The organism is Pseudoxanthomonas sp. F37 (assembly GCF_022965755.1).
Taxonomy (GTDB): Bacteria; Pseudomonadota; Gammaproteobacteria; order Xanthomonadales; family Xanthomonadaceae; genus Pseudoxanthomonas_A.
The window spans coordinates 2,398,887-2,422,893 of sequence record NZ_CP095187.1 but is presented as its reverse complement, the minus strand read 5'-3'; the positions used below and the strand labels follow the sequence as shown (position 1 = coordinate 2,422,893).

Annotated in this window: 20 protein-coding genes; 15 read left to right on the top strand and 5 right to left on the bottom strand. The window is 65.9% G+C overall.

Translation table 11 applies throughout. The features are described 5' to 3' along the window. The first annotated feature begins 27 nt into the window (after positions 1-27). From MUU77_RS11230 to MUU77_RS11205, 6 genes are all read left to right on the top strand, one after another. The gene (locus MUU77_RS11230) at positions 28-231 is read left to right on the top strand and encodes a DUF2892 domain-containing protein (RefSeq protein WP_245086822.1); all 204 of its coding nucleotides are present in this window, start codon (positions 28-30) and stop codon (positions 229-231) included. A gap of 14 nt (positions 232-245) precedes the next feature. Next, positions 246-1,319, top strand: a complete 1,074-nt coding sequence (locus MUU77_RS11225; RefSeq protein WP_245086819.1) for an efflux RND transporter periplasmic adaptor subunit — start codon at positions 246-248, stop codon at positions 1,317-1,319. A 1-nt stretch (position 1,320) separates the two neighbouring features. Next, the gene (locus MUU77_RS11220; protein ID WP_245086816.1) at positions 1,321-4,572 is read left to right on the top strand and encodes an efflux RND transporter permease subunit; all 3,252 of its coding nucleotides are present in this window, start codon (positions 1,321-1,323) and stop codon (positions 4,570-4,572) included. Further along, on the top strand, positions 4,569-5,249 hold the full coding sequence (locus tag MUU77_RS11215) for a DUF3365 domain-containing protein (protein ID WP_245086813.1): 681 nt from the start codon (positions 4,569-4,571) through the stop codon (positions 5,247-5,249). Before MUU77_RS11220 ends, MUU77_RS11215 begins: the two co-directional genes overlap by 4 nt. Then, positions 5,246-5,728, top strand: coding sequence for an OsmC family protein (locus tag MUU77_RS11210; RefSeq protein ID WP_245086810.1), 483 nt, complete (start codon positions 5,246-5,248; stop codon positions 5,726-5,728). Before MUU77_RS11215 ends, MUU77_RS11210 begins: the two co-directional genes overlap by 4 nt. Positions 5,729-5,922: 194 nt before the next feature. Further along, entirely contained in the window at positions 5,923-6,957 is a 1,035-nt protein-coding gene (locus MUU77_RS11205; protein WP_245094406.1) for a LacI family DNA-binding transcriptional regulator, read from the top strand. 171 nt (positions 6,958-7,128) lie between these two features. Here the strand turns inward: MUU77_RS11205 and MUU77_RS11200 are convergent, their stop codons facing one another. Continuing rightward, positions 7,129-8,805, bottom strand: a complete 1,677-nt coding sequence (locus MUU77_RS11200) for an alpha-amylase family glycosyl hydrolase (protein WP_245086807.1) — start codon at positions 8,803-8,805, stop codon at positions 7,129-7,131. Continuing rightward, complete coding sequence (locus MUU77_RS11195) at positions 8,805-10,190, bottom strand: MFS transporter (RefSeq protein ID WP_245086804.1); 1,386 nt, start codon at positions 10,188-10,190, stop codon at positions 8,805-8,807. The genes MUU77_RS11200 and MUU77_RS11195 overlap by 1 nt, the downstream gene beginning before the upstream one ends. A gap of 20 nt (positions 10,191-10,210) precedes the next feature. Between MUU77_RS11195 and MUU77_RS11190 the strand changes: the two genes are divergently transcribed. The 6 genes from MUU77_RS11190 (at position 10,211) to MUU77_RS11165 (ending at position 17,646) form a co-directional block, all read left to right on the top strand. Next, a complete protein-coding gene (locus tag MUU77_RS11190; RefSeq protein WP_245086801.1) occupies positions 10,211-10,429 on the top strand; it encodes a hypothetical protein in 219 nt (72 codons plus the stop codon). Positions 10,430-10,564: 135 nt separating this feature from the next. Continuing rightward, positions 10,565-12,196 carry an alpha-glucosidase family protein gene (locus MUU77_RS11185; RefSeq protein ID WP_245086798.1) on the top strand — a complete coding sequence of 544 codons (1,632 nt, stop codon included), beginning with the start codon at positions 10,565-10,567 and terminating at the stop codon, positions 12,194-12,196. Positions 12,197-12,198: 2 nt separating this feature from the next. Then, positions 12,199-13,125, top strand: coding sequence for an alpha/beta hydrolase-fold protein (locus tag MUU77_RS11180; protein WP_245094403.1), 927 nt, complete (start codon positions 12,199-12,201; stop codon positions 13,123-13,125). A gap of 272 nt (positions 13,126-13,397) precedes the next feature. Beyond that, entirely contained in the window at positions 13,398-16,148 is a 2,751-nt protein-coding gene (locus MUU77_RS11175) for a TonB-dependent receptor (RefSeq protein ID WP_245086795.1), read from the top strand. Between the two features lie 476 nt (positions 16,149-16,624). Beyond that, positions 16,625-16,867 (top strand): hypothetical protein, encoded by a 243-nt coding sequence (locus tag MUU77_RS11170; protein ID WP_245086792.1) that lies wholly within the window; start codon positions 16,625-16,627, stop codon positions 16,865-16,867. Further along, the gene (locus tag MUU77_RS11165; RefSeq protein ID WP_245086789.1) at positions 16,864-17,646 is read left to right on the top strand and encodes a hypothetical protein; all 783 of its coding nucleotides are present in this window, start codon (positions 16,864-16,866) and stop codon (positions 17,644-17,646) included. The genes MUU77_RS11170 and MUU77_RS11165 overlap by 4 nt, the downstream gene beginning before the upstream one ends. Before the next feature lie 54 nt (positions 17,647-17,700). Here MUU77_RS11165 and MUU77_RS11160 read toward each other — a convergent pair whose 3' ends face one another. Beyond that, positions 17,701-19,239, bottom strand: a complete 1,539-nt coding sequence (locus tag MUU77_RS11160) for a hypothetical protein (protein ID WP_245086786.1) — start codon at positions 19,237-19,239, stop codon at positions 17,701-17,703. Between the two features lie 940 nt (positions 19,240-20,179). On the opposite strand from MUU77_RS11160, the gene MUU77_RS11155 reads away from it, so the two are divergent. Both MUU77_RS11155 and MUU77_RS11150 read left to right on the top strand, forming a co-directional pair. After that, complete coding sequence (locus tag MUU77_RS11155) at positions 20,180-20,971, top strand: hypothetical protein (protein ID WP_245086783.1); 792 nt, start codon at positions 20,180-20,182, stop codon at positions 20,969-20,971. After that, positions 20,971-21,669 carry a hypothetical protein gene (locus MUU77_RS11150; protein WP_245086781.1) on the top strand — a complete coding sequence of 233 codons (699 nt, stop codon included), beginning with the start codon at positions 20,971-20,973 and terminating at the stop codon, positions 21,667-21,669. The genes MUU77_RS11155 and MUU77_RS11150 overlap by 1 nt, the downstream gene beginning before the upstream one ends. 443 nt (positions 21,670-22,112) lie before the next feature. On the opposite strand, the gene MUU77_RS11145 is transcribed toward MUU77_RS11150, so the two are convergent. Then, positions 22,113-23,084: a DUF2971 domain-containing protein gene (locus tag MUU77_RS11145; RefSeq protein WP_245086778.1), complete on the bottom strand. Its 972-nt coding sequence runs from the start codon at positions 23,082-23,084 to the stop codon at positions 22,113-22,115. 213 nt (positions 23,085-23,297) lie between these two features. Continuing rightward, the gene (locus MUU77_RS11140) at positions 23,298-23,651 is read right to left on the bottom strand and encodes a hypothetical protein (RefSeq protein ID WP_245086775.1); all 354 of its coding nucleotides are present in this window, start codon (positions 23,649-23,651) and stop codon (positions 23,298-23,300) included. Between the two features lie 87 nt (positions 23,652-23,738). Here MUU77_RS11140 and MUU77_RS11135 point away from each other — a divergent pair, with 87 nt between their 5' ends. Continuing rightward, entirely contained in the window at positions 23,739-23,975 is a 237-nt protein-coding gene (locus tag MUU77_RS11135) for a hypothetical protein (RefSeq protein ID WP_245086772.1), read from the top strand. Positions 23,976-24,007: the final 32 nt, after the last annotated feature.

Below are 24,007 nucleotides of genomic sequence, written 5' to 3'. Positions count from 1 at the left end.
CCACCCAACTTCGCGGAGAACACCCTCATGAACATCGACCGTGCCGTCCTGGCCTTCGCCGGCGTGATGACCCTCGCCAGCCTGGCGCTGGCCCACTTCGTTTCGCCGCTGTGGCTGTGGTTCACCGTCTTCATCGGCGTGAACATGCTGCAGGCCAGCGTTACCGGCTTCTGTCCCGCCGCCATCATCTTCCGCAAGCTGGGCGTACGCGCCGGCTGCGCATTCAAGTAAGCGCGAGGCCTGCCGTGAGCCGCATCGTGATGTCGTCGCGCCCGCTGTTGCCGCTGTTGCTGATGGCCGCGCTTGCCGCCTGCGGGCGTGAACAGCCCGCCACGCCCCCCGAGCGCATCGAGGGACTGCAGACGTTTCAGGTGCAGGCCGCCGATGCGGCGGGCGGCCGTGCCTGGGAGGGCGTGGTGGAAGCCGTGCGACAGGCCACGCTGTCGGCGCAGACGAACGGGCGCGTGGTCGCCGTGGCGCGCGACGTCAACGACCGCGTGGCGGCAGGCGAGGTGCTGGTGCGGCTCAGTGCGGTGGAACAGCAATCCGGCGTGGACGCCGCGCGCGCCCAGTTGCGCGCGGCCGAAGCGTCCGCGACCGAGGCGGACGCCAACTACCGGCGCTACGCCAACCTGGCGAAGGACCAGTTCGTCTCCAGGGCCCAGCTGGACCAGGCGCGGATGGCGCGCGATTCGGCGGCCGCCGCGCGCGATGCTGCCCGCGCCCAACTGGCCAATGCCGGCCAGCAGACCGACTACACCACGGTGCGCGCGCCCTACGCGGGCATCGTGGCCACCCGCGATGTCGAGCCGGGCGAAAGCGTCGGCATCGGCCAGACCCTGATGACCGTGTTCGCGCCGGGCGCCCTGCGCATCGAAGTGGCGGTGCCGCAGTCGGAAGCCGATGCGATCCGGGCCAACCCCGCGGCCGTGGTCACGTTCGACGACGGCCGCCGGATCGACGCCGCCGACGTCACCGTGTTTCCGGCCGCGGACGCGTCCACCCATGCGGTGCGGGTCCGCGTGCAGCTGCCGGCGCTCGACGTGCCGCCGCAACCCGGGCTGACCGCGAAAGTGGCGTTCCCGGCCGTGAAGGGCGCGGCGTTCCCGCGCGTTCCCGCCAGCGCGCTGGTGCGCCGCGGCGAGGTGACGGCCGTGTACGTGCTCAGCGACGGGCGGCTGTCCTTGCGCCAGGTCAGGCTGGGTGATGCGGCGGGCGAGCAGGTGGACGTGATCTCGGGGCTGAAGCCCGGCGACAGGGTGGCCACCGATCCGGTCGCCGCGCAGCAGGCGCTGGTGGCGGCGCGCAAGGACGGCTGACATGGCATCGCTCCCGACTCCTCCGCGACTGGGCATCTCCGGCCGCCTGGCGCGCACGTTCCAGGCCAACCCGCTGACGCCGATCCTCGCGCTGCTCGGCCTGCTGCTGGGACTGGTGGCGGTGATGATCACCCCGCGCGAGGAAGAGCCGCAGATCGACGTCACCATGGCCAACGTCATCGTGCCGTTCCCGGGCGCGGACGCGCGCCAGGTCGAGCAGATGGTGACCTATCCGCTGGAACAGAAACTGTCCGAGATCGAGCAGATCAAGCACACCTACTCCATCAGCCGGCCAGGCATGGCGGTGCTGACGGTGGAGTTCGACGTGGGCGTCAAGCGCCAGCCCGCGCTGGTGCGGCTGTACGACAAGGTGTTCTCCAACCAGGACTGGATGCCGGCCAACCTGGGCGTGGGCCAGCCCATCATCAAGCCCAAGGGCATCGACGACGTGCCGGTGATGGCGCTGACCCTGTGGACGGACGATCCGCAGCGCGGCGCGCGCGACCTGGCCGAAGTGGCCCACACGCTGGAAACCGAGCTCAAGCGCATCCCCGGCACGCGCGACGTGTTCACCCTCGGCGCGCCGGAGCGTGCCGTCATGGTGCAACTGGATGCGGCGCGGCTGGCCAGCCATGGCCTGGCGGTGAACGATCTGTCTGCGGCCCTGCAGGCCGCCAACCTGGCGCGCCAGGCGGGCGAGCGCGTCGGTGCGGACGGCGTGGTACAGGTGACCTCCGGCCAGTTCCTGGCCGACCGCGCGGACGTGGCCGGCCTGGTGCTGGGCGTGGCCGGCGGACAGCCGGTGCGGCTGGAGGACGTGGCGACGGTCACCGATGCGACCGACGCGCCGTCGAGTTATGCGTGGCACGGGGCGCCCGCCAAACGCCCAGGGCCCTCCAGTGGCGTGGCGCCCGCGGTGACGCTGGCCATCGCCAAGAAGCCGGGCAGCAATGCGGCCGACATCACCTCCGCCGCCCTGGCGCGGGTGGAAGCCCTGCGTGGCAGCGTGATTCCCGACGGCATCCAGGTGGAGACCACGCGCGACTACGGCCTGACGGCCAGCGACAAGGCGCAGACGCTGATCAAGAAGCTGGTCTTCGCCACCGGATCGGTGGTGCTGCTGGTGCTGTTCGCGCTGGGCCGGCGCGAGGCCATCGTCATCGGCAGCGCCGTGGTGCTGACCCTGGCGGTGACGCTGTTCGCTTCGTGGGCCATGGGATTCACCCTCAACCGCGTCTCGCTGTTCGCGCTGATCTTCTCCATCGGCATCCTGGTGGACGATGCCATCGTGGTGGTCGAGAACATCCACCGGCACATGGCGCAGGGCGGCATGTCGCTGGCGCAGGCCATTCCGCCCGCGGTGGACGAAGTGGGCGGTCCGACCATCCTGGCCACCTTCACCGTGATCGCGGCGCTGATGCCCATGGCCTTCGTCACCGGCCTGATGGGGCCCTACATGCGGCCCATCCCCATTAACGCCTCGGTCGGCATGCTGCTGTCGCTGATGATCGCACTGGTGGTCACGCCGTGGCTGTCGCTGAAGCTGCTCAAGCGGCATGCGCCCGCGCATGCGGGCGGGGGCGCTGCCCACGGGCACGCGGAAGGCACCATGGCCGCGCGCCTGCATCGCCTGTTCGAACGGGTGATGACGCCGTTCCTGGATGCCGGCGCGGGAGCGCGGCGCCGGCGCCTGCTGTTCGTCGCCATGGCCGCGCTGGTGGCGCTGGCGGCCAGCCTGGCGGTGTTCAAGCTGGTGGTGCTGAAGATGCTGCCGTTCGACAACAAGTCCGAACTGCAGATCGTGGTCGACCTGCCCGAGGGCCGCACGCTGGAGGACACCAACGCGCTGCTGGCCGAACTGGCCGGCGTGCTGGACCGCACGCCGGAAGTCCTGCACTACCAGGGCTATGCCGGTACCGCGGCGCCGATCAACTTCAACGGGCTGGTGCGGCAGTACTACCTGCGCGAAGGCGCCAACGTGGGCGACCTGCAGGTGAACCTGGTGGACCGCCACGACCGCGACCGCAAGAGCCACGAGATCGCCGTCGCGTTGCGCCCGCAGGTGGACGCGATCGGCCGTCGCCACGGCGCGTCGGTCAAGGTGGTGGAAGTGCCGCCCGGGCCGCCCGTCCTGTCGCCGATCGTCGCCGAAGTGTACGGGCCCGACTACGCCCGTCAGCGGCAGGTGGCGCGGGCGCTCGAACAGCGCTTCCTGGCCACCGAGGGCATCGTCGACGTGGACACCAGCGTGGAAGCCGACGCACGCCGCGACCTGCTGGTGATCGACCGCGTGCGCGCGGCGCGCCTGGGGGTGCCGCAGTCGGCGATCGCCGAGACGATCGCCGCGGGCCTGTCGGGGCTGGACGCGACCCACGTGATCGATGGCGGCTCGAAGTACCCGCGTCCGATCCGCCTGCGCCTGCCGGTGGCCGACCAGGCCTCGCTCGACGGTCTGCTCGCGCTGCGGGTACGCGGCGGCAGCGGCCAGCTGGTGCCGTTGTCGGAACTGGTGCAGGTGCGGTCCACGTGGTGGGATGGCGCCATCCACCACAAGGACCTGCTGCCGGTGGTGTACGTGATGGGCGACGAGAGCGGCACGGTCGACAGCCCGCTGTACGGCATGTTCGACCTGGTCGGACAGGTGGCGGACAACGCCATCGACGGACAGCAGGTGGGACAGTCCTACATCCGCCAACCGCCCGAGACCACCGGCTTCGGCATCAAGTGGGACGGCGAGTGGCAGATCACCTACGAGACCTTCCGCGACATGGGCATCGCCTACGCGGCCGGCATGGTGCTGATCTACCTGCTGGTGGTGGCCTACTTCCGCAACTACGCGGTGCCGCTGGTGATCATGGCGCCCATTCCGTTGACCGTGATCGGCGTGATGCCGGGCCACGCCCTGCTGGGCGCGCAGTTCACCGCCACCAGCATGATCGGCATGATCGCGCTGGCGGGCATCATCGTGCGCAATTCGATCCTGCTGGTGGACTTCATCAACCATCTGGTCCAGCGCGGGCAGTCGCTGGAGTCGGCGGTCGTCGACGCCTGCGCGGTGCGCGCGCAGCCGATCGCGCTGACCGCACTGGCGGCCATGGCCGGTGCGTTCTTCATCCTCGACGACCCCATCTTCAACGGCCTGGCGATCTCGCTGATCTTCGGCATCCTGGTGTCCACGGTGTTGACGCTGGTGGTGATCCCATTGCTGTACTACGGCCTGAAGCATCGCGCCCACAAGGAATCCGACGCATGAGTCCATCCCATCTCCATCGCCTGCTGTGGGCGGCCTGCCTGGCGTGGGCCGTCACCGCATGTACCCCGGGCGCCGCCGGTGACGCGGGCCGGAACGTGGCGCAAGCCGGTCCGGGGCAGGGCGCCCGGGGGACAACACCGGTCGATCCCGACCTGGATCGCGCGAAGGCGGCCGCACAGGCCTTCAGCGGTCGCCTGCGTGGCCGCCTGCAGGCGGCGATGCAGGCCGGCGGCCCCACCGCGGCCGTCGAGGTCTGCCACGCCGAAGCGCCGGCCATCGCGGACGCGGTGATGGCCGAGCACGGCGTGCGCCTGGGCCGCGTCGCGCTGCCCGGGCGCAACCGCAACCCGGGCCAGGCCGCCGACGGCTGGCAACGGGCCACGCTGGAGGCCTTCCAGCAGGCCGTGCGGGCGGGTGCGCCTGCCGCGGAGCAGGTGTCGGTGGTCCGCCAGCGCCTGCCCGAGGGCGTCGCGCTGCGCCTGATGCGCGGCATCGCCACCGAGCCCGGCTGCCTGGCCTGCCATGGCACGCGGGTCGCCCCGGCCGTTCGCGCTGCCATCGCCGCGCATTATCCTGAGGATGCGGCCACCGGTTTCGCGGTGGGCGACCTGCGCGGCGGGCTGTGGGTCGAAGTGCCCGCCACCGCCGCCCACATCCCCCACGAGGCCACGCCATGAGCACCGACGCGCCGATCCGCATCACCCTTGAACAGGAAGAGGACTACAGCTTCCGCATCCGCTTCGACGACACCACCATCGCCGATCTGATGACCGACGAGCCCGAACCGCTGGGCAAGGGCGAGGGACCGAACCCGACGCGGCTGCTGGTGTCGGCCGTGGCCAACTGCCTGTCGGCCAGCCTGTTGTTCGCGCTGCGCAAGTTCAGGAACACACCCGGCAAGCTGGTGACCCACGCCACAGCGGAGCTGGTGCGCAACGAGCAGGGCAGGCTGCGCGTAGGCCACATCCACGCCGACATCCGGCTGGCCGAGGCCGGCACGGCGCATGCCTCGCTGGAACGCATCCTGGCCCAGTTCGAGAACTTCTGCGTGGTGACCGAGAGCGTGCGCCACGGCATCGACGTCTCCGTCAGCATCACCGACGCCGACGGCGTGCAGTTGCACGGCAAGGCGCGGACGGAGCAGGCCGAGTCCTGAGTTGCGGGTGGGGGTGGCTGCTCATGTGGGAGCGACGTGAGTCGCGAAGGGCCAGCGGGAACGCTTCATCGCGACTCACCTCGCTCCCACAGGGGCGCCGCAAGGCCGTGCAAGCCACGTGCCCCCGGATCGCCGCCGGCCATCGGGCGTGGCATCATCCGTTCTTCCGCAGTCGGTATCCGCACCCGTCCGTGATCGCGCCCATCAAGGGGAAGGCCACCTCGCTGGACATCGCCCACCTGGCGGGCGTGTCCCAGCCCACCGTCTCGCGCGCGCTGCGGGGCAGCCCCATGGTCAACGAGGAAACGCGCAAGCGCATCCTGGCCATCGCCGAGCAGCTGAACTACAAGGTCGACAAGAACGCCTCCAACCTGCGCCGCCAGCATTCGGGCACGCTGGCCCTGCTGTTCTTCGAGGACCCCACGCCGGACGAATCGGCCATCAATCCCTTCTTCCTGTCGATGCTGGGCAGCATCACCCGCGCCTGCGCGCTGCGCGGCTACGACCTGCTGATCTCGTTCCAGCAGCTGTCCAACGACTGGCAGGCCGACTACGAGGACAGCAAGAAGGCCGATGGCATCATCCTGCTGGGGTATGGCGACTACCTGGAATCGCGCGGCCGGCTGGAGAAACTGGTCGAGCAGGGCACCCACTTCGTGCGCTGGGGCGCCGTCCAGGCGGGCACGCCCGGGGTGTCGATCGGCTGCGACAACACCCAGGGCGGCCACGACATCACCGCCCACCTGGTCGCGCAGGGACGGCGGCGCATCGCTTTCCTGGGACATGCATCCAACCATTACCCCGAGTTCTTCGAGCGCTACCTGGGCCATCGCCAGGCGCTGGAAAACGCGGGCCTGGCCGCCGATCCCGCCCTGCAGGTCGATGCCATCACCACCGAGCAGTCCGGCCACGACGCGGCCACGGAACTGCTGGCCCGCGGTGCACCGTTCGATGCGATTTTCGCCGCCAGCGACCTGATCGCCGTCGGCGCCATGAAGGCGCTGCTGGAGCGAGGCCTGCGCGTGCCCGAGGATGTCGCCGTGGCCGGCTTCGACGACATCCCGCTGGCCAGCTTCGTCAACCCCGGCCTGTCCACCGTGCAGCAGGACACCAAGCGCGCGGGCGCGTTGCTGGTGGAAACATTGCTGGCGCTGATCAATGGCGAACCCGCCGAGAGCCAGACCATCCCGGTGAAACTGGCGCTGCGTGGGTCTACCGCCGTGAAGTGAGTGCGCCGTTGTAGGAGCGACGTCAGTCGCGACCGCGGCCCACACGCGTCAGGAAATCCAGATAACGCCAGCTTTCGGCACCTGCAGGTTATCGCGCGACCCTGCGCCGATGCGGACCCAAGGTGGGCGGTCGCGACTGACGTCGCTCCTGCAGTACAGAAGGCATTGACCTCAATCCGCCTTGGGTGCCTTGCGCGCCATCAGCTCGGCCAGGCGCGCGCGCGTGTCGGTGCGGGTGATCGGCGCGTCCAGCAGGAACACGCGCACGCCGTGCGCCGGCACCTCGGCCTGCAGGCGGTTGCGCACCCGTTGGGTCTTGCCGGTGAACGCATCGCGCCATGGGCCGGATTGCAGGTGCTCCGAAACCGACAGCTTCGCCGGGGCATCGGCCTTGTTCAGCAGCACCAGCGCGGTCTGGTTGACGACCCCGTGCTGCAGCACGCGGTAGAAGATCGCCTGGTCGCCCTTCAGCCGCACGTTGAGCTGCAGGCCGCGCTGCAGGGCCGGGGTTTCCCGGCGCAGCTGGGCGATGCGCCTGAGCGGGGCGAAGATCGGGCTCTGCGGCGCGGCGTCGATGCGGTCCTGCCCGAAGTAGTTGCGGTTGCCGGCATGCTCGGCACGGCCGCGCTCGAAGCCGATCTCCGAGCCGTAATAGATCACCGGGATGCCGCGCGCCGTGAACAGCCAGTTGTGCGCGTCGATGAAGCCCGCATCGCTGGCCTTCATGCGCGCCATGTCGTGGTTGTCGTAGAAGGTCATCAGCTCGTACGGATTGGCGTACGGGCCGTCTTCCAGGTAGAGCGCCTTGCCGATCTCCTCGTAGCCGGTGCCGGGCTTCTCGAACACCTCCGTCAGCTTTCCCTTCAACGGAAAGTCCAGCACGCTGTAGCTGCCGTTGCGGGCCCAGGTGTGGCTGGCGATGCTGGCGGCGTCGTAGTTGAAGTTTTCGCCGAACATGAAGAAGCCGGGTTTCTTCGCGCGGATGCGGTCGGCGAATTCCTTCCAGAACGCGTGCGGCATCCAGGCGATGGTATCCACGCGGAACGCGGCCGCGCCCTGGTCGATCCACTGCTCGTAGGCGCCGACCAGGTACTCCATCACCGCGGGATTGCGCTCGTTGAAGTCGGACAGCTGCGCCAGTCCGCCGCCGGTGTTGTAGAAGGCATGCATGGGCTCGCGGCGCGGGTCCAGGCGGTCGGGATCCAGGTTCTGGTGGTCGGCGATCAGCCGGCCGTCCTTGTCCCAGACCTTGCCGTACTGCGGCTGCATCTTCGGCATGGAATAGGCCGGCGAGCCGTGGTTGCCGACGATGTCCAGCACCACGTCGAGGCGCTGTTCCTTCATGGCGCGGGTGAAGCCGGCGAAATCCAGTCCCTCGCTGGGCAGGTGTTCGTCCAGCGTGTAGAAGTTGATGCCCCAGTAGCCGTGGTAGCCGGTCTTGCCGCGGTCGGTGAACATGCCTTCCCATTTCACCTCCTCGCCGCCGGTGAATGCTTCGTCGGGATTGTCGACGATCGGCGTGATCCATACCGAGGTGAAGCCGAGGTCGCGGATGTAGCCGGCGTTGTCCAGCACGCCCTTGAAGTCGCCGCCCAGGTAGCCGACGTTGTCGGTCTGGCCCGCCGGCGCGCCGGGGGTGGGGCGGTCGAAGGTGCGGTTCGCGCCGCCCTGTTCGCGATGGTCGTTGGATGGGTCGCCGTTGACGAAGCGGTCGGTCAGCACGAAGTACACGGCTTCCCGCGCGAAGGGCTCGGTGGTGCCGTAGAAGTCGTCCGCGGCCAGCGCGGCGAGCGGTGCGTAGAGCAGGGCGGCCAGGCTGGCGGCGAGCGGTCGGCGTGGGTGCTTCATCAATGGGCCTGCGAGGCGAGGGAGACGGGGGCGTGCGCAGGTTCGCGCACGCGGACCAGTGCCAGCGCCGCCAGCAGCAGGCTGGCGCCGCTGATGACCAGCGCGAAGACCGCCTGGTTGGCGAAGAACGCGCGCAGGGCCGGACCCAGCAGGGTGGCGGCGACGATCTGCGGTATCACGATGAACATGTTGAAGATGCCCATGTGGATGCCCATCTTCTCCGCCGGTACATGGCTGGACAGCAGGGCGTAAGGCATCGACAGGATGCTGGCCCACGCCACGCCCACCAGCGCGAACGAGCCGATCAGCCACGCCGGGTGCGGCACGAACCACATGGAAAGGAAGCCGACGCCGCCCAGCACCAGCGAGCCGGCATGCACCGCCTTGCGGTTGAGCGGGAAGCGCGCCGCATAGAAGCTCAGCAGCAGGGCGACCAGCATCGACGACAGCCCGTAGTAGCCCATGTAGGAGCCGACCAGGTCGGCCGCGTTCTGGAAGGCGGCATTGGCCGACTGGAAGGCCGCGGCCTGTGCGGGCACCGTCACGTCGAAGGCCGCGGGGTCCGGCGCGGGCGCCTTGAACACATGCTCGGTCAGGCCGGGCGTGGCCATGCTCCACATGGCGAAGAAGGCCAGCCAGCTGAAGAACTGCACCAGCCCCAGGCGGCGCATCTGCGCGGGCATGTGGATCACGTGATGGACGATCTCGCCGGCGAAGTTGCCGCGCCGCCGCTGCTCTTCGCGGAACCGCTCCAGGTCCTCGGGGGGATACTCGGGCGTGGTGAGGATGGTCACCAGGATGCTGGCCATGAACACGAACGCGCCGATGGCGAAGGCCACTTTCACCGAAGGCGGCACCACGCCGGGGCCTGCCTCGTTCGGAATGCCCAGCTGGGCGATGAACCAGGGCAGGTTGCTGGCCACCCAGGTGCCCACCCCGATGATCAGCGTCTGCAGCACGAAGCCGTACGAGCGCTGCTCTTCGGGCAGCTTGTCGGCCACCAGCGCACGGAAGGGTTCCATGCTGATGTTGATGCTGGCATCCAGCACCCACAGCAGGCCTGCCGCGATCCACAGCGTGGGCGAGTGCGGCATGAACACCAGGGCGATGGAGCTGAGGATGGCGCCGATGAGGAAGAACGGCCGCCGGCGCCCCAGGCGGGGGTGCCAGGTACGGTCGCTGAGATAACCGATGATCGGCTGCACCAGCAGTCCGGTCAGCGGCGCGGCGATCCACAGCAGCGGCAGCGCATCCTTCTCCGCGCCCAGCGTCTGGAAGATGCGCGACATGAAGCCGCCCTGCAGCGCGAAGCCGAACTGGATGCCGAGGAAGCCGAAGGACATGTTCCAGATCTGCCAGAAGGACAGGCGCGGCTTGGCGGTCATGCAGGAGTTCCTGGCGGAGCGTGGATGAAGGTACGCACGCGGAGGCACGGGCGTGGCGGCATCTTGCAGGCAAGCGCCTGCGTTTCCATGCTGCACCGCAAACAATGCGCACCGTGCGCCGCTTGTTGCCGATCGCGCTGGCCGAACGTCGCTGCATCCGCCAAAGCCTTGCCACGCCTGGATTTGGGCCGTTCCCGGCAGCGCCGGATGCCGGCGGCGGCGAAGCGCTCCCCGACTGACGCGTGCGATGCATGCATACGTATTCATGCGCGCCCATGACGCCTCGCCCTCACGCATGTCGGCGGGAAGTGGAATAGTGGCGCCCGCCGTGCGCACCGGAGGGGTGCGCCATGCATGCAGACCGGTGCCGCACAATGAAGAACAACAACTGGTGGCGCGGAGCGGTGATCTACCAGATCTACCCCCGCAGCTTCCTGGACACCAACGGGGATGGCGTGGGCGACCTGCCCGGCATCGTCGAGAAGCTGGACTACATCGCGGGACTGGGCGTGGACGCCATCTGGATCTCGCCCTTCTTCAAGTCGCCGATGGCCGATTTCGGCTACGACATCGCCGACTACCGCGACGTGGACCCCATGTTCGGCACGCTGGCCGACTTCGACGCCCTGCTGGCCAAGGCGCATGCGCTGGGCCTGAAGGTCATGATCGACCAGGTGCTGAGCCACTGTTCGGTGGAGCATGCCTGGTTCAAGGAAAGCCGCGAGAGCCGCGACAACCCCAAGGCCGATTGGTACGTGTGGGCCGACCCCAAGGACGACGGCACGCCGCCCAACAACTGGATGTCGCTGTTCGGCGGCGTGGCCTGGCGCTGGGAGCCGCGCCGCGAGCAGTACTACCTGCACAACTTCCTGGCCAGCCAGCCGGACCTGAACTTCCACAACCCGGCCGTGCAGGACGCCACGCTGGACAACGTGAAGTTCTGGCTGGACCGGGGCGTGGACGGCCTGCGCCTGGATGCGATCAACTTCTGCTTCCACGACGCGCAACTGCGCGACAACCCGCCCAAGCCGAAGGAAAAACGGGTGGGGCGCGGCTTCAGTCCCGACAATCCGTACGCGTACCAGTACCACTACTACAACAATACACAGCCGGAGAACATCGGCTTCCTGGAACGCCTGCGCGCGCTGCTGGACCGGTATCCGGACGCGGGGGCGCTGGGCGAAATCTCGTCGGAGGATTCGCTGGCCACCACCGCCGAGTACGTCACCGACCAGCGCCTGCACATGGGCTACAGCTTCGAGCTGCTGACCGACGACGGCACGGCCGCCTACATCCGCGCCACCGTCGAGCGCCTGGAAGCGGCGATGGTCGAAGGCTGGCCGTGCTGGGCCATCTCCAACCACGACGTGCAGCGGGCGGTGACGCGCTGGGGACACGGCGACGCCTCGCCGGCGCTGGCGGCGCAGCTGGTGGCGCTGGTGTGTTCGCTGCGCGGTTCGGTCTGCCTCTACCAGGGCGAAGAACTGGGCCTGCCCGAGGCCGACGTACCCTACGAAGCGCTGCAGGACCCGTACGGCAAGACCTTCTGGCCGAACTTCAAGGGCCGCGACGGCTGCCGCACGCCGATGCCGTGGCAGGAAGGCGAGCAGGCCGGCTTCAGCCAGGGCCAGCCCTGGCTGCCGATCCCGGCCGAACACCGCGCCATCAACGTGGCCGCGCAGGACGCCCGCCCCGATTCCATCCTCAACCAGGTGCGCCGCTTCCTGGCCTGGCGACGCAGCCAGCCCGCGCTGCGCGTGGGACACATCCGTTTCCTCGATGCGCCGGAACCGGTGCTGGCGTTCGTGCGCGAGACCGAGGGCGCGGCGATGCTGGTGGTGTTCAACCTTTCGCCGCAGACCGTCGCCTGGCACATGCCCGCCGGCCTGTCGCCGCATGCCGTGGACAGTCACGGCCTGCCGTCCGGCACCGTGCAGGATGGCACGCTGTCGCTTCCGGCCCGCGGCGTGTACTACGCCGTCATCGATCGCGTCGGAGTACAGTGAACATGGGCATCGGCGTGGTCCGGACAGGCATGGTGCTGCTGCTCACCCTCGCCTCGTGCGTGGCGCTGGCGCAGGACGGTGCGCCGGATTCGCCGCCCGCCCGGAAGGTGGTCGGCGAGGGCATCACCGGCACGTTGCTGCGGCATGCGCAGTTTCCCTCGCGCCATGTCGCGGCCAGGAACGTGGACGTATGGCTGCCGCCCGGCTACGACGAGGCGAAGGACACGCGCTACCCGGTGCTCTACATGCACGATGGCCAGAACGTGTTCGATCCGTCCACTTCGTACACCCGCGTCGACTGGGGCGTGGATGAGGCCATGACGCGTCTGATCGGCAACGGCCACGCGCGTGCGGCCATCGTCGTGGCGGTGTGGAACACGCCCAGGCGCCTGCAGGAGTACATGCCGCGCAAGGCCATCCAGGGCGAGAACTTCATCCCGACGCCGGGAGATCCGCCGTTCCCGACGGCCGAGATCGTCGCCGACGGCTACCTGGCCTTCCTGGCCACCGAACTGAAGCCGTTCATCGACGCGCAGTACCGCACGTTGAAGGGGCCGTCTGATACCTTCGTGATGGGGTCCAGCATGGGCGGGCTGATCTCCGCGTACGCGGTGATGGAGTTTCCCCAGGTGTTCGGCGGAGCAGGGTGCGTTTCCACGCATTGGCCGATCGCCGGTGGCATCGTCGCGGACTACGCGCTGGCGCACCTGCCCGCGCCCGGCCGCCACCGCTTCTATTTCGACTACGGCACCGAAGCCATCGACGCGCAGTACGCGCCGTACCAGCAGCGCGTCGATGCGGCGATGCGCGCGCGCGGATACCGGCCTGGCGTGGACATGGTGAGCCACCGTTACCTCGGCGCGACCCATAACGAGGCCGCGTGGCGCGATCGCATCGAGGTGCCGCTGATGTTCCTGCTGCGTCCCTGAATCCCCGGCGGCGCCCGCCGCGCCACTGCGCAGGTGAACGGTCTTCGCACTAGGCGGGGAAGGCGCACGCGTGCCTTCGCGCAGGGATGGATCGCGCATTACACGATGATGCGGAATATGCATGAATACGTATGCAGCGCGGTTTGTGCAGCTGCGTGCGCCACTACCATGGCCGCACGTTCCGGGGCAGCCGCTCCGGCGTGGCAGAGCCGGGCGATCGCATCGCGCGACGCACCCGGTTCATCGCATACAACGTCCTTGGAGAGGGGAACATGCAACTCAAGCGCAACCTGCTTAGCGCGGCGTTGGCGTCCGCCATCGCGCTGACCGCGACCGGCGTACAGGCCCAGACGGCCGAAGCCACCGCAGACCAGAACCAGCAAGCCGAGGCCACCGAGCTGGATACCGTGGTGGTGACCGGCATCCGTCGCGGCATCGAGAGCGCCATTTCGGTCAAGCGCGACTCCACCTCCATCGTCGAGGCGATTTCCGCCGAGGACATCGGCAAGCTGCCCGACGTCAGCATCGCCGAATCGCTGGCCCGCCTGCCGGGCCTGGCGGCCCAGCGCGTGGCCGGCCGCGCGCAGGTGATCAGCGTGCGCGGCCTGTCGCCCGACTTCTCCACCACGCTGCTGAACGGCCGCGAGATGGTCAGCACCGGCGACAACCGCAGCGTCGAGTTCGACCAGTATCCGTCCGAGCTGGTCAGCGGCGTGACCGTGTACAAGACGCCCGACGCCGGCCTCGTCGGCCAGGGCCTGTCCGGTACGGTCGACATGCAGACCGTGCGTCCGCTGAGCTTCGACGCGCCGGTCGGCGCGGTCGGCATCCGCGGCCAGCGCAACTCGCTCGGCAACGCCGCCGATGCGTCGGCCTACGGCGAACGCATCAACGCCAGCTACATCACCCAGAACGAAGCGCGCACCTTCGGTTTCTCGATCGGCTACTCGCACGCGACCACGCCGATCCAGGAGAACCAGGTGGGCCTGTACGAACCCTGGCAGGCCATCGGAGACAACTGGCGTCCCGGCGTGCCGGCAGGTACGTTCTACTCCGATGGCATCAAGGCACTGCGCCGCACCGGCGAGACCAAGCGCGACGGTGTGATGGCCACGCTGCAGTTCCGTCCTTCCAATGCCTGGACCAGCACGCTGGATCTGTTCCATTCGGAAGCGGAGCAGGTCAGCACCGCGAACCAGTTCGAAGTGCATATCGGCGACTACAACGGAGGCTACGGCCGCCTGGACGTCGACAACCCGGTCATCAATGGCAACAACACCTTCACCGGTGGCACGGCGAACAATGTGTATCCGCTCGTGCGCGGCATGTACAACTACCGCGAGGACGAGATCAACGCCTTCGGTTGGAACAACGAGTTCAACGTCGGCTCGGTGCGGCTGGTGGCCGACGTCAGCTGGTCGAGGACCAAGCGCGACGAGATCAGCCTGGAGAACAATACGCAGCGCCTGCCGGCGCCGCAGCTGGATTCGGTGGGGCTGCAGTTCCGCTCGGGCGGCTTCTCGCAGATCAACCCGGGGTTCGACTACTCCGATCCCTCCCAGCTCTTCCTCGCCAACACGATCTACGGTTCCGGCTACGGCAAGACCCCCAAGGTGGAGGATGAACTGACGGGCGTGAAGCTGGCGGCCTCGTTCCCGCTGCCGGAAGCGCTGGGCTGGTTCACCGATCTGGACGTCGGCCTGAACTATGCCGACCGCGAGAAGAAGAAGCGCCAGCCCGAAGGCAACATCAACGTGGGCGCGCAGGGCGTCACCTCCATCGCTTCGGACCTGCAGTACGGCCTGGTCGATCTGCGCTTCGCCGGCATCGGCTACATCCCCTCGTGGAACGTGCCGGCCGCCGTCGCCCGCTACATGACCTTCGATCCGGTGGACAACCTGTCCTACCTGATTCCCAAGGCGTGGGACGTCAACGAGAAGATCAGCACCGGCTTCGCGCGCGCCAACATCGACACCGAGTGGGGTTCGCTGCCGGTACGCGGCAATATCGGTGTGCAGATCCAGCACGTGGACCAGTCGTCGACGTCGCGTTACTGGGACAGCACCCAGCCGGCCGGCAGCAACGTGCAGCCGGTCGAGCGCGGCAAGACCTACACGGAAGTGTTGCCGAGCATGAACCTGGCGTTCTCGTTGCCGGCCGACCAGACCCTGCGCATCGGTCTGGCGGAACAGGTGGCGCGTCCGCGCGTGGACGAACTGCGTGCGTCGCTCGAATTCGGCGTGAACACGGCGACCGGCGAGCCCGGCGGCAGCGGCGGCAATCCGGAACTCGAGCCCTGGCGCGCCTACGCCTTCGACCTTTCCTACGAGAAATACTTCGGCACGAAGGCCTACGTGGCCGCCGCGTTCTTCTACAAGGACCTGCGCACCTACATCTACACCGAATCGCGCGACGGCTTCGATTTCAGCGACTTCCTGGTGGATTACGTGCCCGGCCCCGGCGAGCCGCCGACGCAGAGCACCGGTCGTTTCACCGCGCCCTACAACGGTAAGGGCGGCAAGATGCAGGGCATCGAGCTGACCGCTTCGTTGCCGCTGGACCTGTTCGCCGATGCGCTGGAAGGCTTCGGTGTGATCGCCAGCGCCAGCTTCAACGACAGCGACATCACCATCCCGCCGCCGCCGGGTTCGACCAACAGCGTCGGCAGCCAGAACATCACGCTGCCGGGCCTGTCGGAACGTACCTTCAACCTGACCGCGTACTACGAGCGCAACGGCTTCGAAGCGCGCGTCAGCCAGCGCAAGCGTTCGGACTTCATCGGTGAAATCGGCAACTTCGATGGCGACCGCACGCTGCGTTACGTGGTCGGCGAAGACGTCACCGATGCCCAGGTGAGCTACTCGTTCCCCGAGGGCCATGCGCTGAACGGTCTGAGCGTCCTGTTCCAGGTCAGCAACCTGACCGACGAGGCCTACCAGACCTACGCGGGCACGAAGGATCGTCCGCTCGAGTACGTCGAGTGGGGCCGCACCTACCTGCTGGGCGTCAACTACCGGTTCTGATCCACGCGTTCTGCCGTTCTCCCAGCCCGTCGGTCGCGTGCCGGCGGGCTTTTTCTTTGGAAGAGCGGAAAGGGTGGCGCAAAGAAAAAGGCCAGGCATTCGCCTGGCCTTTCGTGTTGGATGGTGGAGCCAGGGAGGATCGAACTCCCGACCTCGTCATTGCGAACGACGCGCTCTCCCAGCTGAGCTATGGTAATTATCCTTTATAATCAATAACATGCGTTCTGCCTGGGAAGTTGCTGGGGTGCTGTAAGTTTTGTGTAAGCCGGAGGGGCGGATGGGTTCGGCGAGAACGAGTGGGGGTAGGTGGGTGTCGAGGCCACCACATGGCCCGAGCCGCATTCTGGGGTGCATCCCATCCCCGCCATGGACGATGTCCCATTGGTGACCCGGTTCGCGCCAGGGCGCGAGGGCCGAGCGCCCAGTCGGTGTACCCATTGGGCGTAGAGTAGGGTTACCTCTAGGGGAGAGTAGCGATGCCTAATTTCAGCTGGATCACCGAGATCGACGAGTCGGCCTGGATGCCTGCGCTCTTGGGAAAGTCGACCGTCAACGTGGGCTTTCCGCAGCTGAGGCAGTTGTCGGACGTCCCGGCGGAGATGTCGTTGGATGACATGCTCCGAGCGTTCGACGCATGGTCATATCAGCAGGTGTACGAGTACCACCTGATGTTCCAGCCTGGGGAAAGCTGGCTGCTGACCCGCGAGCGACGGGCTTGACGGTGAAGCGGTGCAAGATTTGCCAGTCACCGGTCGCGAAACTGGTCAAGTGCCACATCTATCCCGACGCCTTCACTCGCCATATTGGCGGTGAGCATCGGCTGCTCGTTGGCATGGCAGTCCGGGACGGAACCCCTTGGGTATCGCACGCCGGCAACGGGATGTTCGACCCCGAAATAGCCTGTGGCGACTGCGAGTTGCGGTTCCACTGGGCTGACGATTACGCCATCGGCTTCTGGAGGCGCGTCCTTCACCTGGAAGGGGAGTTTGAGTTCCCCAACACGGAGGGGGGAACGATGCTGCCGATCTTCAAGGCAGACGGCGCACGGCTCCATGCGTTCGCGATGAACACACTGTATCGCGCCTACCTGAGTGATCGGTGGGAGTACAACCAGGTAGCCGATTCAGCGATTGCAGACCTGGTACATCCCACCCTGTTTGGTCGGGGCAGAACGCTTGACTCCGGACCTGCTGTTGCGCTGATCTTCACACGCGGCGAGCTCGGCGGCCTTGCCATGGCCCCTTGGTTGATGGGGGAGAGCAGCCAGCCCGTCTACCTGCTGCAAATGCCCCATCTCTCCTTGTACGTTGCAGCGAGCGAGAAGGGGCTTCCATCGGGCATCGGTGACATCGCGCTCAACGACACTGGGGCTGTTCAAGTTTACCGACGACGCAGGCCCGAACGATTTGAACTCGACAGGGCTGGAGAGGTGCTGCGCGTGACGAGCGAACGTGTCAGACGCATCATGGAGCGCCCCCGCAATCGAAAGGCGTCCTAGGGTCGAACGTGTCACCGGGTGCATCAGTTCGGCGGACGCATGGCGATGGCGCAGTCAGCGCAGCTGACTGCGAACCTGCTCGTACACGTCTTTGCCGCAGGCCTTGAACTCGGCGTCACAGTAGGTTCCTTCCAGCGTTCCTTGGCCGAGCAGGAGTGCCACGAACTGCAGGGGCGATCCTCGGTAAAAACGCAGGGTGTCGAAGACGCGGCGGTCGTGGTGCTCTATGACCTCCTGTTCACGTCGCGCCTGCGCTGCGGCTGCCGGTGCAGCCTTGAAGGAGGCATGGTTCAGGACTTCGTTCGCTCGACGGAAGCGCTGGTTGGTCGCGTCATCACGGATGAAAAGCTCGCGTAAGTCCTGCAGCGTGTTACCGCCAAACCACCGTGGAAGCCCCGAGCGTTCGACGAAGCTGCACCAGGTAGTGGCCCTGCGGTCGTGCCTCGCGCGCACCTCCTGGCCCGTCCTGAAGCGCTTGGCGGCGAAGTCGAACTCCAATGGGAACACGCCGTCGGGAAACTGCTCGCCCGGGTAGTCCGTCCACCCATCGCGAAAGGCAGTTGGGTCACTGAAACCATAGAGCCGCGCCCACGTGGTCGGATGTACGTCGCGGAATCGACGCTCCTGCAGCCCCGCTGCATGGGTCTGCAACGCGAAGCTAAGACCCTCGGCCGCCTCTACATAGGCAGTGGTGGAGCCGCAACCCCCACGTGCGAGCGCGCCGAACACTGTCAATACACCGTCGTGTTCGCGCCGCCACGCAAAGAAGCTGGCAGCATCTGCCGGCAACCGACGCATCAGCTTCTTGCTGATGAACTTGGCGTTGCCAAGAAGCTCGCGTTCCAGATGGGGTGGCGCTGTAAAACTGAAAAGGCCCACGTCTGGAGACCTGATGAGAGCCGAAAGGTCTGCCAGTGATGGTGTGGACCCGGAGGCGACGCCGGCGATCTGGCACGCCATGACAATGAGATTCTGATCGACGCCTGCCGCGGCTGCGTGTCGGCGGTCTTTCCATCGCGGGAGGACCTTGGGTTCCGGGATGCTGACAGTGACAGACCGATCCCGCTCCGGAGCGTCACTGAAGAAGGTAGGGAACCGGTGCCGGTTTGCCGTCTTACTATTACTAATACTTACTTCTTTAAGAGAGAAGTTATTGTTCTTGTGGAAAACGGAACCGGTTCCCAGGTCTGCGTCCGGGGTAACCAGCCAACGGGAACGAGCAGACAGCTCCCGGATCAGCGCGCGGAGCTTGGTGGTGTCCTTCCATGCCCTGAAGTTCCGGAACGGCATGACCCAGTGCAAAGGCCTATTAGCCCATTCCACGTCTGTCCGGGTATCGTCGGTTGACTGGCTATCCGAACCACTTGTCCCATCCTTCGGGGGCGTGGCGGAGTCAACCGGGACCGCGGAGCCTATGTTCGAGGATGAAGAAGGGCTCTGGCTGACGACATCATCACTGTCCTGGGCGAGCGCGCGAAGCTCCGTTAGTAGGGCCTCCAGTTCCGGGTCCACAGCTTCGCGCCGAGCCTGGCATTCGCAGTCGTCTTCGTCTTCCCGGCCCCAGGACTCACGACCCAGGAGGCTGAGATCCATGCCCTCAGGCGCCAAGCGCGTGCTGACCAATCGGACGCACTTTTCGCAGGCATTTCCCTCGGTGGCGGGCTGAACCGGGCTAATCATGCTTCTGTGGCGTCCTGGCTGCCGAGGCGGATGGACTCGAATTCCTTCTTCATCCGAGCGCACATGCGGGCAACTGCCGCGTTCCACGCTGCGCACTCTGCTTCCCAGCCAAGATGACGGTGGCTCCCCTGAGCAATGGCCCTGAGCTCGTGAACGCGATCGTCATTCCGCTTAGAAATGCGGCCGAGTCGGTGGTGGGACGGGAGGGTGCTGGGCTTACTCATTGGGGGATCCAGATTGTCTATGAGCTGTTCTCTCTTCGAGTTCAGGCGCAGCAGGTTGCCGCACGAGCCTTATTATAGAAAGGCAGCAGTTACGCTCACCGAGCAAGAGGCACTCGGTCTCGGGCGATTTAGGAGGGCCAGAGAGCGCTCACAGCGTAGCCACACTCGACAACGTGCCCCCATCCATCCGGGATGTGTATCAACGTCAGATCGGCTCTCCGTGCTTTGTGAGTGGTCTACGCGTTACATGGTTGAACGGACAAAGGGCGCACCGTCAAAGGGGGGGGGGTGATCCGTTCGGTCAGGCATTGGGGTTGACCCGTTCTGTTGGTCTGGATGACACTTCGCTGGTCGGGCCAGGTGGCTCTGACTTTCGAGACTGCCAGAGAAGCCAGTGCCCGTAAGGGGACGCATTATCGGCAGCAGGCTCATCGGCCGATGACAAGGCCGGCGATGTCCTCGCTTCATGGCCCCGGCAGCAATGCGCGGGGCCTTTGTCCTTCTGGACGTAGCTCAACGCTGCAGTGTTGGGCCCATCCGCCGCAGCGCCCCTGCTGTGCCAGTTCGATCTGCAACCTGGTCCGGGTATCGATTGGGATGCCCAGATTGCGCTGAGCTACGATACGGCCATGCCCGCCATCAGCTCCACATTCCCAGCGAACCTGTTGCTGCTCCACCGCGGCGAAGAGGAACTGCAGCGGCGCGCGGTGGGGCTGGCCGAGGCCAATCCCGATCTCTTGGATCACCTGGGGATTAGTGAGCGCGCGATGGACGTCATGGACATGCTGCGGAAGCACTACCAGGCTGACGACGACGAGCGTGCCATCAGCCATCTAGGGATTCGTGCATTCAACGGGTTCGCCACCTCGTGGAAGCTCGTGGCGTCGGGTTACTACCAGGCGGCCACCCTCATCCTGCGCGACGTCGTGGAGACCACTAACCTAGTCAATGCCTTCCATGTGGACCGCACCCTGGTAGAGAAGTGGCGCAAAGCCGACCGGCGAACCCTGAAGCGCGATTTCAGTCCAGCCGCCATCCGCAAGATCCTTGACGACGATGCCGGCTTGGGTAAGAGCCGGCGCGAAGCCATCTACATAAAATTCTCTACGTTGGCTGGCCACCCGACCCTTGATGGTTTCGCCATGCTGCGTCCGCTGGGTATGGACGCGCATATCGGTCCCTTTTCAGATCTCACAGCGTTGCGCGCGGTGCTGGAGGAAATGGGAATGCTCGCCCAACAAGCCGGCTTGGCGTTCTGCATCTGCCTAGATACATCCATAGAAGAGTGCAGCCAGGTCGCTGGTCACTTCATGATGGGCGCGATGGACTACTCCGGACGATATCTGGGTAAGCGCTACTCGACCGAGGAGCGAGAAGAAGTCCATCGACTTTTCTTCCGTTCGATCAGAGAGGCGCCCTGATGCGATGGGACCTGGGTGAGCTGCGTCGGCAGGTAGAGCGGCTGTTTGGCGAAGAGCAACTGAGGACGGTCAACCAGGCCTTGCGGACCATTGGGAATCGGCGCGAGTTCAGCCGATTCCACTACAACGAAGCCAGACTTCGTATGGAGGAGGTAGTAGAGGGGCGCGCCGATTTCGAACTGACGGCCGCGCTCCTGGGGGCGTTCGACACGGACGAACGGCAGTTTTCCACGTCGAGGTTTCAGGCCTATGCGCACACGGTAGCCTGTGTGCACAACATGCACTCGGTTGCAGACAACATGGTCCACTTCGCCTATTTCGCTCTGGGCGCCAACCTCAGGCCCGAGGCCCGTATCAGCAATGAGCGCGACATCACCTGGCCCAAGGTGAGCAAGAAGCTCGCTGCCGGACCGATTAAGCAAGGGCTTAGCGCCCTGCTAGACGACCCGGGCTTTACGTACCTGGCAGCGGTGAGCAACCACTCGAAGCATCGTTCGATCATCGAGGTGGGGTACTCAGTGAACTTCGGGTCAGAAGAGGTTGAACACGGGTTGCGCTTCAGCCCCTTTTCTTACGATGGAATTGCCTATCCGCCTACGTGGGTACGCCCCACCTTGGTCAACGAGTACCAGAGGCAGGAGGGGTTGATTCTGACCATCGGCAACGCGATCAACGACGAACTCCGCGCCCAGCATTGATTGCATTGCCGGTCGCCGCAACGAGCCAGGTCAATTGCCCGCTCAGATAGTGGAAAGTCTCGGTCGAATCACTTGACCATGAGTTGACGGAGCGGTGATGGTTGAGGTCGAGCGAGCGGTCCGTAGCGCCGGCTCGGTGCGAGATGTCCCGGGAAATCCAACGTGTGAAATATCTCTCACAGTGGATAGCGCATGGAAAACGCATGGAATCGTCAACCTAAAAGTCCGCTTCGGGAGCTGAGAACCAGGGAGTGAGCCTGCATGACCTTTGCCCCACGTGCCTGTGTAAGCTGAGGAGCATCTCGTTCGCCTGCTCGCGATAGACATTCTTCGTGCTTCCGGAACTCAGTCGAAGTCCTAGCCGATGCTGGCGGCCGAGCCTACTTCTGCGCTGAAACTTGTTCCTGGTAGGCCTATCTCCATACTTCGCCGTCCACGCCGGTTTACAGCCTGGATGCCTTGATGGCCAAAGAGTAGCTAGCTTCACTTCGCTGAGCGCGGTAGACACGCACTGGCGGGAGCCCTCTGCGCTCTCGCTCTTCGAGGACTGAGGCCAGCCACGGCCCGGTCTTTGGGTCGTCGTCGAAGCGCTGCCCGAGGATCACCCCCGTTAGCGACCTGGCGTCGAAGCGAATCGTCGTCCCCTTCAGCTCTCTGGACACATAGCGGCGCTCCGCTTCATACCGCCAGTCCCTCGCCTTACTCAGGATCGGTTCGATGCTGCGCCCTTGGTCCTCGGGCCACGTTAGCTCGGGAAGGTCATCGCGATACTTCACTCTCTGGGCGAGCGCAAGAACACCTGGGCATAGAGAATAGTCAAACTGCAAGCAAATCCCTCGGTGGGCCCTAGCATAGTGCGCCCACATGAGGTCGCTTCTGGGATTCTGACTGAAACAGCAGATGCCGAAGTCGTCGGCTTGATGAGTCCAAGTCGCCTGCATCAGGTCGGGAAGGGTTGCCGCATTGCTCTTCATGCGGGCCACGATTGTGTCGACCATCGTTCGGGCGGTTGAGCCTGCCATGCCTTGCGCGCGGACGTGCTTCTCGGCCAACTCGCGCATCCACTTCTCGCTTACCGAGGTGTCGGATGTCAGTTGCACCCTGGCACGGAATTCATTCGGGTCGTTGAACTGGCTGACTGGACTCAGGTAGAGCTCGCCCCGAACGACAAGGTCTTCAACCTTCCTCTGTTCGAGTTGGGGGTTGGGCGAGCGAGGATCCATGGGCAGATAGCGATATATGAAGCGACGGTTACGCTTGGCTTCTGGTTGCTCGTCACCGAAGTCTTCCTGCCGCAGGAGGAGCCTCCGTCGTTCACGGGGCCGAAGTTGCTGGAGTGCCCGCACCACTGCTTCCGTGTCTTGGCCGAGCCCATACTCTGGCCAGTCGTAGGTCGGGGGTTGGTACTTAGACATTGAAGTGCCTGCGATAGGTCTTTCCGCTCACTGGGGCCGGCTGGCACACAATCCAACCCCGACGCTGCTGAGACCATGACCGTCGTCCGGGCTGAAGGGGCGCATGACGCGGGTGAGCGACCTGATTGGTCCCGCGCTGGGCGACCCCAGCATCACTCGTCAAGGCTCTCACGTTCAAGCCAGAGGACGCCGCGGGGCAGGGTAGGAATCGTTCTACCGCTTCCTGCGCGGCTTCCAGGGGCGCACCTTGATCTCCGGGTAGTCGCTCTCACCACGGGCTCTCCGCTGGTCTGCTTCCTCCCGTCGTTGGCGCTCCCCCTCTGCCCAACTGATCTTGTTGTCGACCTCGCGTGTCGCCTGATCGCCCCACTTCCGCAGCCAGGAGTCGCCGTATCGTTTGGCCCCTTCCGGCGTGGCCACAAGACGGTTCTCCTGGTAGCCCTCGCTGTAACAGCGGGTCCTTATGCGGACACCCGGGTCATCCCGATAGAACTCCACCAAGGCATACCCACGGTAGACCAACCGGCCGCCGTTGCTCAGTGTTTGCCATTCCGGACCGTCCTTCATCGGCTCATCGTAGGGGGCGATTTCCCACCCGCTGAGACCGCCAGTCGAGTCGCAGTCGGTGAGACGGTCGGGTCAACAATGGTGAGCATGACGACCTACCTGACCCCGCCTGAAGCAAACGCCCTGGTCGATGCAATCGCGACCGGGCTTCCCTCGATGTACGCGACGGTGCAGCCGTCAGACCGTCAGGAAGCGTTTGCCGCGGAGGCCAACGCCATCCTCGACCTGGTGGCCCCGGAGCACCAGTTGGCCGTCTTCGAGAGGCTCGAAGCTCTGGTGCTTCGCACGGACGGGTTCTTGTACCCCTTGGCCGCGAACGACTGACGGCCGCGGCGGTATAGTTGGGCCGACCGTTT